This window comes from Microbacterium sp. AZCO (genome assembly GCF_039614715.1).
Taxonomy (GTDB): Bacteria; Actinomycetota; Actinomycetes; order Actinomycetales; family Microbacteriaceae; genus Microbacterium.
In genome coordinates, this window is sequence record NZ_CP154857.1 from 4,192,815 (window position 1) to 4,207,379 (window position 14,565).

Below are 14,565 nucleotides of genomic sequence, written 5' to 3' on the forward strand. Positions count from 1 at the left end.
GCCGAACGATGGCCGGCATCGCTGCGGCGGTGGCGGCAGGCGCCCTCGTCGTCGTCGCGAGCGTCGTCTGGCCCGGCCTGGACGCGCAGGAGACGCCCGACGTCGACACCTCGGTGTGGGCGCTGCAGACGGCCGACGGACGCCGCTACGCCCGCGTGAACACGAGCGTCGGCGAGCTCGACACCGTGCGGAGCATCAGCAACCCGAGCGAGGTGGCCGAGACCTCGGAGGGCGCGTTCCTCTTCTCGGACAGCTACAGCAAGCTGACGAAGATCGACGCGTCGATGCCGGTCGATCTCGACGAGGAGTCGCTGCGCGCCTCGCCCTCGACGCCCGCGGGAACGACCGACGTCGCCACGGCGGGCGACTTCGTGGCGTACCGCACGGACTCGGGCGCCGTGTTCGTGGGGCGCCTGTCGTCGGGGGAGTCGACACAGCTCGACCCGTTCCCCTCCGACGCGGAGGACGCCCCGCAGTACACGGCCGACGCGATCGCGGTCGACGCGCGCGGCATGCTCTTCAGCTACTCCCGCGCCGACGCATCCGTTCTCCGCTACGACATCCCCTCGTCGAAGGTGAGCGGGCGGGACCCGCTGGCGGTGGACGGGCTCGCGACTCCCGCCATCACGGCCGCGGGCGACGCGTGGGCTGTCGTCGACGCCGACGACGGCGACGTCTGGCTGCGCGGTGGCGACAGCGCGGTGAAGGCCGGGACGACGGGCTCGGTCGTGGTGAGCGAGCCCGATCCGTCGGGCAGGTCCGTGTACCTCGCCGACGAGACGGGGCTCGTGAGCATCGCGGTCGACGGCTCGCGGGTGAAGACCGAGCTCGGCAACGGCACCGACTCCCTCGGCACACCGGCGCGCCCCATCGGGCACGACGGCGAGGAGTTCGCCGCGTGGCTTCCCCAGGGCACGGGCGACGGCGTGCTGTGGAGCTCGCGGTCGGGCCAGAAGCAGCTCGACTACGCCGCCGGCACGCTGAGCGACGACCGCCGGCCGCAGTTCGTCGCGACGGATGCCGCCGTCATCCTCAACGAGACCCGAAGCGGCTGGGTCTGGACGGTCCCCGACGGCGCCCTCGTCGCCTCGAGTCAGGACTGGTCGCTCGACGATCGCACCAACCCCGAGGCGCAGCCGAGCGACGAGCAGCTGACGATCATGATCGATCCCAAGCCGCCCGTCGCCGAGCCCGACAGCTTCGGCGTCCGCGCGGGAAGCCTCGTGACCCTCCCCGTGCTCATGAACGACCACGACCCGAACGAGGACGTGCTGTCGATCGACCCCACGTCCGTCACGGGGCTCGACCCCGGCTTCGGGACTGTCTTCATCACCGACGACGGGCAGCGCCTCGCCGTCAGGGTCGCTCCGGGCGCGACCGGAGCGGCGACCTTCACGTATGCCGTGACCGACGGCACGAGCGAGGGCGGCCTCGTCTCCGAACCGACGACCGTGACGGTCGAGGTCGCCGGCGAGAGCGTCGAGTCGGCCCCCGCCTGGTGCGGAGTCGAGGGATGCCTCGTCCCGTGGCCAGAGCCCGAGGTCGCCCGGGGCGGCACGGTCACCGTGCCCGTGCTTCCTGGCTGGGTCGACCCCGAAGGCGACCCGCTGCTGCTCCTCTCGGTCGAGAACCGCTCCGGCGTCGGCAGCGTCGCCGCGACGCCCGCCGGTGACGTCGTCTACCAGCACGCCGACGACGGCAGCGGCGGGGAGCAGCTCGTGGAGCTCGCCGTCACGGTCTCCGACACGCGCGGTCAGACGACGACGAAGTCGCTCATCGTGCGCGTCTCGCCCGAGCCGAAACTGGCCGTGCAGTCCTTCGCCGTCGTCGACACCATCGACGCGGGCCTGACCGTCGACGTCGCGCCGCATGTGACGGGCACGGCGGGTGCGCTGTCGCTCGCGTCCGTCCGCGTCCTCGACGGAGCCACGGCGACCGCGACCGTCGTGGGCGGCACGACGGGATTCGACTTCACCGCTCGCAGCCCCGGCACGTTCCGGGTCGGCTTCACCGTGAGCGACGGGATCAGCGACGCCGACGGCACCGCCCGCATCACGATCCTCCCCGCCGACGCGCCCCCCGAGCTCGCGACGGCCCCCGTCATCGCCTTCGTGCATCCGCAGGAGGATGCCACCCTCGACGTCTTCGCGGCGGTCTCCAATCCGACGCGGCGCGTGCTGCTGCTGAGCGATGTCGTGGCGCACGCCGACGACGGCTCGTCCCTGTCGGTCGACGCCGTCGGCCAGAACTATCTGCGCGTGTCGGGGACGACCGCCTCGGGCGCGGCGGGGCGCCTCGGCACCGTCGGCTACACGATCAGCGACGGCACCCAGGACCGCGGGGCGAGCGTGCAGGGCGAGGCGACGGTCTACCTCCTCCCGCCCGCACCCGAGCTCGCTCCCATCGCCGTGGACGACACGGTCGTCGTGCGCGCGGGGGAGCAGGTCGACATCCCGGTGCTCGACAACGACATCGCCCCGGCCGGCGGGCGTCCCACGCTCAACCCGGCATCCATCGTCTCGTCGACCGACTCGGCGCTCGCCTTCGCCTCCGGCGACACGCTGCGCTACCTCGCGCCGACCGAGCCGGGGGAGTACGGGGTCGAGTACTCCGTCTACACGACCGGCTCGCCCACCCTCGCCGACACCGCCGATGTGCGCATCCAGGTGCTGCCCGACGACGCCAACCGGGCGCCCCTGCCCGAGACACTCGAGGGACGCGTGCTGAGCGGCCAGTCCACCGTCATCGAGTTCGACGGCTTCGGCATGGATCCCGACGGCGACGTCGTGACCCTCGACCGCATCGTGAGCCAGCCGAACAGCGGTGCCGCCACGATCTCTGCCGACGGCACGTCGATCCAGTACTCGAGCGTTCCGGGATACCGCGGGCAGGTGTCGTTCCGCTACCGCGTCGTCGACGCCTTCGGCGCCACCGGGGAGGGCACCGTGCGCATCGGCGTCCTCGACGGGCAGTCCAACCCGAGCCCCATCACCTTCACCGACTACGTGCAGGTGCAGGCGGGTGCCGACAGCACGATCCGGGTCAGCCCGCTCTCCAACGACATCGACCCGACGATGGGGGGCCTGACGCTCACCGGCGTCCGGCCGGACGTCACGGCGACCCTCGGCGACGGGTCGCCCAACCCCGAGTATCAGCGCCTCGACGGGCTCATCCAGTCGCAGTCCGACGCGACAGTGCTCATCCGCGCCGGCACGGATCCCGCGACGATGTCCTTCCTCTACGACGTGGTCTCCAGCTCGGGCAACACCGGTCGAGGGCTCATCGTCGTGAAGGTCGTGCGTGAGAGCGTGCCCGACTTCCCCGTCGTCGCCGACACGGTGCTGACCGTCGAGAACCGCGACGACTTCGAGCGCGGCGTCGACGTGCTCGCGGGCAAGGCGACGTGGGCCGGCGGCGATGTGGCCGACCTCACCCTGAGCCTGTGGGGCGACCCCGACGGCGTCACGGTCAAGGGACGCAAGCTCAGCGGAGACCTGCCCGCGACGACCCGGATCATCCCCTTCGCCGTCACGGGTGAGGGCGCCTCGGGACCGGTCACGACCTACGCCTTCCTCCGCGTCCCCGGCGACGACGACCTGTCGCTCGCGCTCCGCAGCGGCGCGCAGACCCCCGAGGTCGACGAGCTGCAGTCCGTCACGTTCGACATGGCGTCGCTCGTCGCCCGGCCGCCGGGAAGCCGGCTCGAGGTGGGCGACGACGTGCGCGCCTCGGGCGCGCGCAGCGCGGCATCCTGTTCCCTCGAATCCGGCACCTCGGTGCGCTACGACGCCGGCGAGGGGGCTCCGTGGGCGGATGCCTGCCAGGTGCCGGTTCGCATCGCCGGTCAGGACGACTGGACCTACCTGTCGGTGCCGATCGTCGTCCACGCGCTCGAGCCGCAGCCCGAGCTGCATCCCGCGTCGCTCACCGTCGGCCCCGGCGAGACCGCCACGTTCGATCTCGAGCAGATGACGACGTGGCAGCTCCGCGAGGACTGGGAGGGGATCCAATACGCCGTCGACTATCCGGGCTCCGCCTTCGCCGTGTCGCTGTCCGGGCACACGCTCACGATCACTGGGGCCGACCGGGCGGTGCCCGGTGCGGAGGAGGCGGCGGTCGTGTCAGTCACGAGCCACAGCGCGGTCGCACCCGCCCGACTCATCCTGCGCGTCGGCGCGGCACCCTCGACCCTCCCGCAGGGCGGCTCGGCGGTGCAGCAGTGCTCCGAGGCATCCGGGTTCTCGTGCACGATCACCGTCGTCGGGGCACCGGGCGAGGTCAACCCGCTGCCGCACACGCCCCTCGAGGTGGTCGACGTGCGGCCGACCGGTGCCTGCGTCGGCGTGAGCTTCCAGGTCGCCTCGGCTTCCTCGGTCGTCGCGTCGTGGACGCAGGATGCCCCGGGCGCGACGTGCAGCGCGAGCTTCTCAGTGCAGGACGCCCAGGGCCGGCGTACCAACGCCGAACGCGACGGCCGGCTGCTCCTCGACCTGCAGGGCTTCCCCAAGACTCCGGCGAGCATCGCGCAGACGGCGTACGCGAACGGCACGGTGACGCTGCGCGTCGATCCCGGCGAGTCGCGCCTGGCCTACCCCGCCCTGACCGGCTTCGTCGTGCGGTCGGAGGGGCAGGAGGTCTCGCGCTGCGCGGCCGACGGCTCGTGCCAGCCCATCGCAGCGCCCAACGGCGAGCAGCGCACGTACGAGGCTGTCGCCGTCAATGCCGTGGGCGAGTCGCGCGGCAGCGTGAAGACCGTGGCATGGGCGTACAACCCGCCCGCCGCGCCGAGCACGATCACCGTGCGGCCGGTCGTGACGCAGGGCGACGGCGGCGTGGTCTCGCTCAGCATCGCGGGCGTCGACACGTCCCAGACGGGCGGCATCGAGATCGCGAGCCCCAACGGCGAGACCTCGCGGGTGCCGGTGCGGCCCGGCCAGGACCGCCTCGACATCTCCTCGTACCGCGTCGGCACGAACTCGTCGTCGCCCATCACCGTCACGCCGTACTCGCGGTTCGAGCTGCCCCCCGGACTCACCGGCACGCAGTCGGGCTCCGCCGTCACGGTGTGGTCGAACGGCATCGGCGCTCCGCTCGACCCCGTGCTGACCCTCAGCTCCGACTCCAACGGCGACGGCACCTCGACGGTGACGGCGCGCGGCTCGGCGGCGCTCAACGGCGACGGGTCGAGCCTCCGCTACGGCATCGTGCGCGACGGCGAGCGCTGCGACACGACGGCCGACGGCGCGACGGCGGTCTTCACGGGCCTTCCCGACGGCGAGGAGTACCGCTTCACGCTGTGCGTCGACTCCTGGTACGACGGGAAGTCGTTCGGGCGCGTGACGGCGTCGCAGAGCGTCCGCGCCGTGCAGAGCGGGAAGGCGCCCAAGGGCTGGACGTTCCAGGTCGACGGCAGCCCGAACGTCGCCGGCAACCGCGCCGAGTGGGTCATCCGTTCTCAGCCGAGCTCGACCGAGAATCCACCCAACCGCAACCACGCGGAGCTCACGGGATGGCCGACCACGGTCTTCGACCGCGACCCGGCCATCCAGGTGCGGTACGTGCACGACTGGTGGGGCACCGCGACGCCGTGGGCGACCGTCGTCCCCGCCGCCGGGAGCGCGCCCTTCCAGCTGCAGTCGACGTGGTGGGTGCCGTCGTGCGACGGCGGCGGCAAGCTCGTCGCGCGCGGCGACTCGTCGAACACCGCGAAGGGCAAGCCGACCGTCTCGTTCGGCAACGGAAACCTGACCTACTACGACAAGAACGGCAAGGTGCTGCCGTACACCGCCGACACGTGGGACGTGCCGCGCGGCGCCGTGCGCGTCGAGGGCATCCGCGTCACCGTGAGCTGGAGCGCCCAGGGCTGGAGCCTCGCCGACGCCACGAGCACGTTCGGCGCCGACTGCACGCCGAACAGTCCGCCGGACCCGACGCCGGAGCCCACCCCCACTCCGACGCCCACCCCCTGACTCTCCCCCCGACCCCCGAAGGACATCCCCCATGACCCTGACGCAGGAGCAGGCGACCTGGTTCGCGCAGACGTTCGCCCAGATCTCCGACAACGTCGAGCGCGCCATCCTGGGCAAGCGCCACGTCGTCGAGCTGGTGCTGACGGCGATGCTCAGCGACGGGCACGTGCTGCTCGAGGACGTCCCCGGGACTGGGAAGACGTCGCTCGCGCGCGCGATGGCGCAGTCCGTGCAGGGGACGAACACGCGCATCCAGTTCACGCCCGACCTGCTGCCGGGAGACATCACCGGCATCACGGTCTACGACCAGAAGGCCGGGCAGTTCGAGTTCCACGCGGGACCCGTCTTCGCCAACATCGTGCTGGCCGACGAGATCAACCGCGCGAGCCCCAAGACGCAGTCGGCGCTCCTCGAGGTCATGGAGGAGGGGCACGTCACGATCGACGGCGTCTCGCGCGACGTGGGTGTGCCGTTCCTCGTACTCGCGACGCAGAACCCCGTCGAGCAGGCCGGCACCTACCGTCTGCCCGAGGCGCAGCTCGACCGCTTCATGATGCGGACGTCGCTCGGCTACCCCGACCACGCGTCCACCGTGCGCATCCTCGACGGCGCCGCCGTCGCGACGGAGGAGCTCGCGCCGATCATCACCCCGCAGGCGCTCGTGGGCATGGCCGATCTCGCGCAGGAGGTGTACGTCGACGCGCTCGTGCTCGACTACATCGCGCGGCTCGTGGATGCCACCCGCTCCGCGGACGAGGTGCGACTGGGGGTCAGCATCCGGGGCGCCCTCTCGCTCACGCACGCGACCCGCACCCGCGCCGCCTCCCAGGGGCGCACCTACGCGACGCCCGACGACGTCAAGGCGCTCGCCGTGCCCGTGCTCTCGCACCGCCTCATACTCCACCCCGAGGCGGAGTTCGACGGCGTGACGCAGGAGGCCGTCATCGGCCAGGTGCTGCTCGACATCGCTCCGCCCACCCGCCGCGAGGCCGTATGAGTCTGACCGAGTCCCGCCTCACCCGCACCTCGACCTCGACGGGGTCGGGGACGGGCGCGACGACGCGCACCGTGGCGCCGCTCCGGCGGGGCCGCGCGCTCGTGCGCGCCGTCGTGTGGACCACGCAGGCCTCCCGGGCCTTCGGCGCCGGGGTCGCGGCGGCTGCGACGTGGGCGTCGCGGACCGTGCGGCCCGCGGGCGTGCTGGTCGCGGCGGCCGCGACGGGGGGACTCGTGCTGGCGCTCGCCTTCGGCTGGGTGGAGTGGATGGTCGCGGGTGCGATCTCGGTGCTCCTCCTCGCGATGGCCGTGCCGTTCCTCTTCGGCGCCCGCTCGTACGACGTCGACCTGAGCCTCGCGCACGAGCGCGTCGTCGCGGGCCAGGGCGTCGTCGGCGAGATCGTCGTGCGCAACGACAGCACCCGCACGGCCCTGCCGGGACGCATCGACATCCCCGTCGGCGAGGGGCTCGTCGAGTTCGGCGTCCCGCTGCTGCGTCCCGGTCACACGATCGGGCAGCCCCTCGACATCCCCGACCTGCGTCGCGGGATCGTGACGGTCGGCCCCGCCACGACGGTGCGGAGCGACCCCATCGGTCTGCTCCGGCGCGAGCACGCCTTCGAAGACGTCCACGAGCTCTACGTGCACCCCCGCACGATCGGGGTCCCCTCGACGAGCGCGGGCCTCATCCGCGACCTGGAGGGCGCGCCGACGCGGCGCCTCGTCGACGCCGACATGTCGTTCCACGCCATCCGCGAGTACGCGCCCGGCGACTCGTGGCGGCAGGTGCACTGGAAGTCGACCGCCAAGACGGGCCAGCTCATGGTGCGCCAGTACGAGGAGTCGCGCCGCTCGCGCATGGCCATCGTGCTCGCGATCGCCGAGGCGGAGTACCTGGATGCCGACGAGTTCGAGCTCGCGGTCAGCTCGGCGGCATCCCTCGGGCTCCGCGCCGTGCGCGACGCGCGCGATGTCGACATCGTCGTCGGGTCGGAGGTGCCGCGCGTCGTGCGCGGGCGCCTCCGCGCCGTGCAGCACCTGCCCGCGGCATCCCCCCGCACTCTCCTCGACGGGTTCAGCGGCATCGACCTGCTCGAGAACACGATGCCGATCGAGGATGTGTGCCGCCTCGCGGCCGAGGCCAACGAGCGCCTCTCCGTCGCCGTCATCGTCACGGGCTCCCGCGTGTCGCTCACCCGCCTGCAGCAGGCGGCGCTCGGCTTCCCCGCCGACACGGCCGTCATCGCCGTGATCTGCGACGAGCGGGCCCACCCGCGCATGCGGTCGCTGGCGGGCCTCAGCGTGCTCACCGTGGGGACGCTCGACGACCTGTCGGGACTCCTCCTGCGAGGGGCCGCCTCGTGACCGCGACAGTCCTCACGAGTCCGCGCCGCACGTCGTCGGAGGCCGTCCCGCGGCTCGTCGCGGGCTCGATCTACACCGCCGCGATGGTCGCGATCGCGGCGCTCGCCGCCTGGCCCGTCTACCGGTCGGGCTGGTTCCTGCTCCTCGTGGGCGCCTCCGTCGTGCTGGCGACGGGCATCGCCGTCGTCTCGCGTCTTCGCCGCTGGGACGGATGGATGACGACGGCCGCCGTCACCGCCGCGTTCCTCATCTTCGGGGTCCCGCTCGCGGTCCCCTCGCGCCTCGGCGCCCCGCTCGAGCTGCTCCGCGGACTCGGCGACCTCCTCGCGGGCACGGTCTTCGCGTGGAAGGACCTCGTCACCGTGGACCTCCCGGTCGGGACGTACCGCAACCTCCTCGTGCCCGCGCTCATCGTCTTCCTCGTCGGCACGTGCGCGACGCTCGCCCTCTCGTGGCGCGACGACCGCGCCGCGTACGCCGCGGCGCCCGTTGGCATCGCCATGACGTCGTTCGGCCTCTTCTTCGGCCGTCCGGTCACGAGCTCGCCGATCGAGCTCGGGCCGCTCACGGTGTACGCGCCGGTCGAGACGGCGATCGGCATCTCCGCGCTCGTCGCGAGCGTGCTCTGGCTCGCGTGGCGCAACCGCGACGAGCGTGTGCGTGCGCTGCAGCGCGCCGCCGTCTCGAGCGGCGTGCGCATCTCGCGGCGCCCGAGCCGTGCCGACCGTCGCCGGACGGCGCTCGGCGCCGGCATGCTCGCCCTGGCCGTCGTCGCGGGGGCGGCGGTCGTGCCGTGGGCCGCGCGCGGCGCGGAGCGCGACGTCCTGCGCTCCGCCGTGGGCCCCGAGGTCGACCTCGCGGCCGAGGTCAGCCCGCTCACGACCTACCGCACCCGCTTCGAGGGCGCCGGCGCCGACGACGTGCTCTTCCGCGTCGCCGCGCTCGAGGGCTCGCCCTCCCGCATCCGCCTCGCGACCCTCGACAGCTACGACGGCGAGGTCTTCCGCTCGGGCGGTGGCGACGCGACCGGCGAAGCGCGCTTCGTGCGCGTGCCCTCGACGCTCGACGCCGGCGCCGGAGACCCCGTGCGGCTCACCGTCTCGATCGAAGACCTGCGGGGGATCTGGATGCCGACCTCCGGCCGCCTCTCGTCCGTCACCTTCGACGGCGACCGGTCCTCGAGCCTCGCCGACAGCTTCTACTACAGCCAGTCCGCCGCGGCGGGCGTCGAGACGACGGGCGATAACGGCCTCGCCGCCGGGGACTCCTACGAGCTGCAGGCCGTCGACCCGCGCCTTCCCGCCCTCGGCTCGCTCCAGGCGCCGGGCGGCGTCGACGACTCCGTCTCGGCGCCCGACAGCCTCACGACGTGGGTGGATCGCCACACGACCGGCTCCGGGGGAGCGGCGCTCGAGGAGCTCGTACGCCTCCTGCGCGAGCGCGGGTACCTGAGCCACGCCCTCTCCGTCGGCCAGGACACGCCCTCGTGGATGGCGGACCTCGCCGGCTACACCTTCCAGCCGAGCGCCTCGGGCCACTCGCTGGCCCGCATCGACACGCTGTTCACCCGGCTGCTCGAGCGCGAGACCGATCCGCGGGCCGAGGCTTCCGGGAACTACGTCGCCGCGGTGGGCGACGACGAGCAGTTCGCCGTCGCCGTCGCGCTCATCGCCCGCGAGCTCGGCTTCCCCTCCCGGGTCGTCGTGGGTGCCAGACTCACGTCGTCGGACGCCGACCTCCCCGCCTGCGACGCGGGAGTGTGCCGCGCCCGTGACCTCTCGGCGTGGACGGAGGTCCAGGATGCCTCCGGCCTGTGGGTGCCCGTCGACGTCACGCCGCAGCACGAGGCGTCGCCGAGCCTCGACGTCACCGAGCAGCGGGACCCCGAGAACGTCACGGAGGTGCGCCCCGACTCCGTCGAGGAGGTCGTGCCGCCGGACCCCGTTCAGGAGGACTCCGGCAACGACGACTCCACGCCGAAGGACACCGGCCCCGACCTCGCGTGGCTGTGGCCGACGCTCCGCGTCGCGGGCATCGTCACCGCGATCCTCGTCCTCGCCCTCGGCCCCTTCATCGCCGTCGTCGCGGCGAAGGGCTTCCGCCGCCGGGGCCGTCGCACGCAAGGCCCGGCCGTCGCGCGCATCGCCGGCGGCTGGGACGAGTACGTCGACGCGGCGATCGACGCCGGGCGCGGTGCTCCCAAGGCCTCGACGCGGGCCGAGCTCGCGGCCGGCTTCGGCACAGCATCCGGTGCCGCGCTCGCGGAAGGCGCCGACCGCGCCGTCTTCTCGGGCGGTGTCGCAACGATCTCCGAGGCGGAGGAGTTCTGGCGGATCGTCGACACGGAGCGCCGCGGGCTGTCCGCCGAAGCCGGGTTCTGGCGTCGCCTCCGCGCGGCCGTATCGTTGAGATCGTTCATGCGCCACCTGGCTCCGACGGCGGGGCTGAGGGAGCGCACCGCCGAAAGGGGGAAGCGCCGCGCCGCACGGCGTGAGCGCACATCGCCATGACCAACCTCGAAATGTGGAACACCGTCACGCTCGGCACGCTGTCGCTCGTGACGTTCGTGCTCTTCTACGCGTGGACGGCGATCGCCCTCGGTGCGGTCTTCCGCAAGAGCGGCGAGTCGGCGTGGAAGGCGTGGGTCCCCGTCCTCAACATCGTCGTCTTCCTGAGGGTCGCGGGGCTCTCGGGGTGGCTCGTCCTGCTCTTCCTCCTCCCGTTCGCAGGCTTCGTCGTGACCGTCATCGCGTCGTACCGCATCAACGTCGCCTTCGGGCACGGCGCCGGGATGACCGTGCTCGCAGCGCTCCTCTTCCCGATCTGGGCGACCGTGCTCGGCTTCGGCCCGGATCGCTGGCTCGGTCGCGAAGAGGCCGCGCGCGGCCCCGTCCGCGCGACCTACGCCGACGTCGCGCCGCCGCCCCCGCTGCCCGATGCGGTGGCTGCGCCTTCCCCGTCGGCTGGGCCGTTCACGCCCCCGCCCGCCTACGGGCGCCCGGCTCCTGCCACGGCAGGCTGGACACCTCCTCCGCCGATCCCGCCCACGCGGGCGGAGTCCGGCGCGCCCGTGGCGGCCGGGTCGGCCTGGCCGGCGCCGGCGTCGTCCGTGCCCGACGCGCCGTCGGCCCCGCCGAGGCAGGCTTCGGCAGCGTCCGACGCGCCGTCGGCCCCGCCTGCGCCTGCGCCGGTGATGTCCGTCCCGCCCTCGGTTCGGCCCGCGCCGGCGACGCCCTCGGACTGGCCGGCGCCCGCCCCCAGCCCCGCCGTCCGCGCGGCGCCGATCGTCGCCGCGCCGGCCGCGCCGACGGCCGAGCGGGCGTCCACCGGTCGGGGCCCGCTCTCGGCCGTCCCGTCCTCTCCCGTGCCGCCTCCCGCTTCCATGACCGAACCCATCGCGGTCTCCGCCGCGCCGCTGGCGCCCGACGCCGACGAGGAGGACGCCGACGAGGCATCCTTCCCGCCCATCGCCCGTCGCTCGGCGCCGGCCGACGCGCCCTCGTGGGACGTCCCCGAGTCCGATGAGCCGTCCTGGGACTTCGACTTCGGCCCCGCGTCCGCGACGAGCGAGGTGACGGATGCCGTGAGCGGCGCGCCCGCCCCCGTCTCCGCCGCCTCCCGCAGCGCCCGCCCGGTCGACGGCCCTGTGCTGCCCGAGGACGATTCCCTCGTGCGTCCGCCCGTCACGCGCGTGCCCGCCGCGCCGGCTCCAGCCGCCTCGCGTGAGCCGTGGGCGCCCGCCGCATCCCCCGTGCCCGGCGAGGGGGAGGCGTTCCCCGAGAGCTCGGGCCCCGTCTCGGCCATCGCGGGCGCGCCCGACGCCGGGATGCCCCGCTCCGCGCTCTCGTCGGTGTCGGCCCTGCACACGCAGCCGCACATCCCCGAGGAGGAGGAGCTCGAGGCGACCATCGTCGCGCGCCGCAAGCGCACGGCATGGACCCTCACGAGCCCCTCGGGCGCGCGCGTGCCGCTGACCGCCGAGACGGTCATCCTGGGACGTCGCCCGTCCATCGATCCGGAGTTCCCCGGTGCGCAGCTCGTGTCGCTCGACGACGACACCCGCACCGTCTCGAAGACGCACGCGCGTCTCGAGCTGCGCGACGACCGCTGGTACATCACGGACCTCGCCTCCACCAACGGCGTGCTCTTCACGACGCTCATGGGCACCGAGGTCGCCGCGACGCCCGGAGAGGCGACGGAGGCCGGCGAGCGGTTCCTGCTCGGCGACGCGGAGGTGTCGCTCAGCCGGAGCGACGGGTGACCGGCGGCGACGACGCGGAGCCCGACGACAGCACCATCCGCGTTCCGCGGGGTGACCACGACGGCGGCATGATCGGCGAACCGCAGGGCGAGGTCGACGCGGCGACGGTGCGGGTTCCGCGGCGCGAGCCCGACGACAGCACGATCCGCGTTCCGCGGGGCGGGGTCGACGAGAACACCGTCCGCACGCCCGCAGAGGGCGAGGTCGACGAGGAGACGGTCCGCGCTTTGCGCGGCGAGGTCGACGAGGCGACGCGCGTCTCCCGTCGGTCCGGCGGGGGAGTGGATGCCGCAGACCCCGGGCCGACGGAGCCGAGCGCCGTCACGGCGCCGCCCGGTCCCCGGCGGACCCCGTCCACCGGCGAGCCCGAGCCCGGAGAAGCCGAGCCCGAGGACGGGTCGACCGTCGTCGCCCGCCGGGAGTCGCGGCGCCGCGCCGCGCGTCACGACGAGGGCGCGGCATCCCCGGACCGTCCGGCCGCCGCAACGGCACCCGGCCTCCCCGCGATCGGCCGCGTCGCGCAGGCGCCTGAGGCGGAGCGCCCTGCCTACTCACCCCGTCCTCCGCAGCCCGTGACGGCGAGCCGGTGCCCGCCCGCGGTCCGCGACCCGCAGCTTCCCGCCGACACCGCTGCCGGCGAGTCGCTCGCCCGGCGGCGCGCGCGCCGGCGCACGACGATCGCCGTGGTCGCGGCATCCATCGTCCTCATCGCCGCCGTCGCCGTGCTCGTCGCCCTGCTCACGACGGCGGGTTAGGCGGAGCTCGGCGGAGGCCTCCGCTGGTTTGACCACCCCCCGGCATCCCGCGTATCATAGGAGGGTGTGCGCTCTCGCGCGCCGTCCGCCGCGCCTCGGCCCGGAAGATGGCCGCAGGACGCCGCATCTCAGGGAACGGCCTGCGAACAGGCCACCCCCACGGCATATCCACCACACAACAGCCCGGCACCATCATGCCGCGCCGGTGGATCCACGTGAGCCTCACGCGAAACAGATCGAAAGATCCGCCGAGCGCGAGGGGAGACCACGTCGCTGTCACCGTGCAGCACAAATAAGGAGAGAACGTGCCAACCATTCAGCAGTTGGTTCGCAAGGGTCGCTCGCCCAAGGTCTCGAAGACCAAGGCGCCGGCGCTCAAGGCGAACCCGCAGCAGGCGGGTGTCTGCACCCGCGTGTACACGACCACGCCCAAGAAGCCGAACTCGGCCATGCGCAAGGTCGCCCGTGTCAAGCTCCGCAACGGCACCGAGGTCACGGCCTACATCCCCGGTGAGGGCCACAACCTCCAGGAGCACTCGCTCGTGCTCGTCCGCGGCGGTCGTGTGAAGGACCTCCCCGGTGTCCGCTACAAGATCGTCCGCGGTGCGCTCGACACCCAGGCAGTGAAGAACCGTAAGCAGGCTCGCAGCCGCTACGGCGCGAAGAAGGGCTAAGGAACATGCCTCGTAAGGGACCCGCCCCGAAGCGCCCCGTCGTCAACGACCCGGTCTACGGCGCTCCGATCGTCAGCCAGCTGGTGAACAAGATCCTCGTCGACGGCAAGAAGTCGCTCGCCGAGTCGATCGTCTACACCGCCCTCCGCGGCGTCGAGGCGAAGAACGGCCAGGACGCCGTCGCCACGCTCAAGAAGGCCCTCGACAACGTGCGCCCGACCCTCGAGGTCAAGTCGCGCCGCGTCGGCGGCTCGACCTACCAGGTGCCGGTCGAGGTCAAGCCTCACCGCGCCAACACGCTCGCCCTCCGCTGGCTCGTCAGCTACGCCAAGGGCCGTCGTGAGAAGACCATGACCGAGCGCCTCCAGAACGAGATCCTGGATGCCTCGAACGGCCTGGGTGCCGCGGTGAAGCGCCGCGAGGACACCCACAAGATGGCCGAGTCGAACCGCGCCTTCGCGCACTACCGCTGGTAACCAGCGCGGCGGTCGTGCCGTGGCATCCCCTCGGCGCGACCGCCCCACCCGCCTGATCGTCACGAACGG

The 14,565-nt window shown here is 73.2% G+C and carries 8 protein-coding genes; all 8 read left to right on the forward strand.

From position 1 onward, the window contains the following. Positions 1 to 8: 8 nt before the first annotated feature. The 8 genes from AAIB33_RS18980 to rpsG all read left to right on the forward strand — a co-directional run bounded on the left by AAIB33_RS18980 (position 9) and on the right by rpsG (position 14,496). Positions 9 to 5,969 carry an Ig-like domain-containing protein gene (locus AAIB33_RS18980; protein ID WP_345801515.1) on the forward strand — a complete coding sequence of 1,987 codons (5,961 nt, stop codon included), beginning with the start codon at positions 9 to 11 and terminating at the stop codon, positions 5,967 to 5,969. Positions 5,970 to 6,000: 31 nt separating this feature from the next. Continuing rightward, positions 6,001 to 6,966, forward strand: coding sequence for a MoxR family ATPase (locus AAIB33_RS18985; RefSeq protein ID WP_345801516.1), 966 nt, complete (start codon positions 6,001 to 6,003; stop codon positions 6,964 to 6,966). Then, on the forward strand, positions 6,963 to 8,330 hold the full coding sequence (locus AAIB33_RS18990) for a DUF58 domain-containing protein (protein WP_345801517.1): 1,368 nt from the start codon (positions 6,963 to 6,965) through the stop codon (positions 8,328 to 8,330). Before AAIB33_RS18985 ends, AAIB33_RS18990 begins: the two co-directional genes overlap by 4 nt. Continuing rightward, complete coding sequence (locus AAIB33_RS18995; protein ID WP_345801518.1) at positions 8,327 to 10,840, forward strand: transglutaminase-like domain-containing protein; 2,514 nt, start codon at positions 8,327 to 8,329, stop codon at positions 10,838 to 10,840. Before AAIB33_RS18990 ends, AAIB33_RS18995 begins: the two co-directional genes overlap by 4 nt. Further along, positions 10,837 to 12,591 (forward strand): DUF5684 domain-containing protein, encoded by a 1,755-nt coding sequence (locus AAIB33_RS19000; protein ID WP_345801519.1) that lies wholly within the window; start codon positions 10,837 to 10,839, stop codon positions 12,589 to 12,591. Before AAIB33_RS18995 ends, AAIB33_RS19000 begins: the two co-directional genes overlap by 4 nt. Continuing rightward, positions 12,588 to 13,346 (forward strand): hypothetical protein, encoded by a 759-nt coding sequence (locus tag AAIB33_RS19005; RefSeq protein WP_345801520.1) that lies wholly within the window; start codon positions 12,588 to 12,590, stop codon positions 13,344 to 13,346. The genes AAIB33_RS19000 and AAIB33_RS19005 overlap by 4 nt, the downstream gene beginning before the upstream one ends. Positions 13,347 to 13,651: 305 nt before the next feature. Beyond that, on the forward strand, positions 13,652 to 14,020 hold the full coding sequence (gene rpsL / locus AAIB33_RS19010) for a 30S ribosomal protein S12 (RefSeq protein WP_018171438.1): 369 nt from the start codon (positions 13,652 to 13,654) through the stop codon (positions 14,018 to 14,020). 5 nt (positions 14,021 to 14,025) lie between these two features. Beyond that, complete coding sequence (gene rpsG / locus AAIB33_RS19015; protein WP_137418066.1) at positions 14,026 to 14,496, forward strand: 30S ribosomal protein S7; 471 nt, start codon at positions 14,026 to 14,028, stop codon at positions 14,494 to 14,496. Positions 14,497 to 14,565 lie beyond the last annotated feature (69 nt).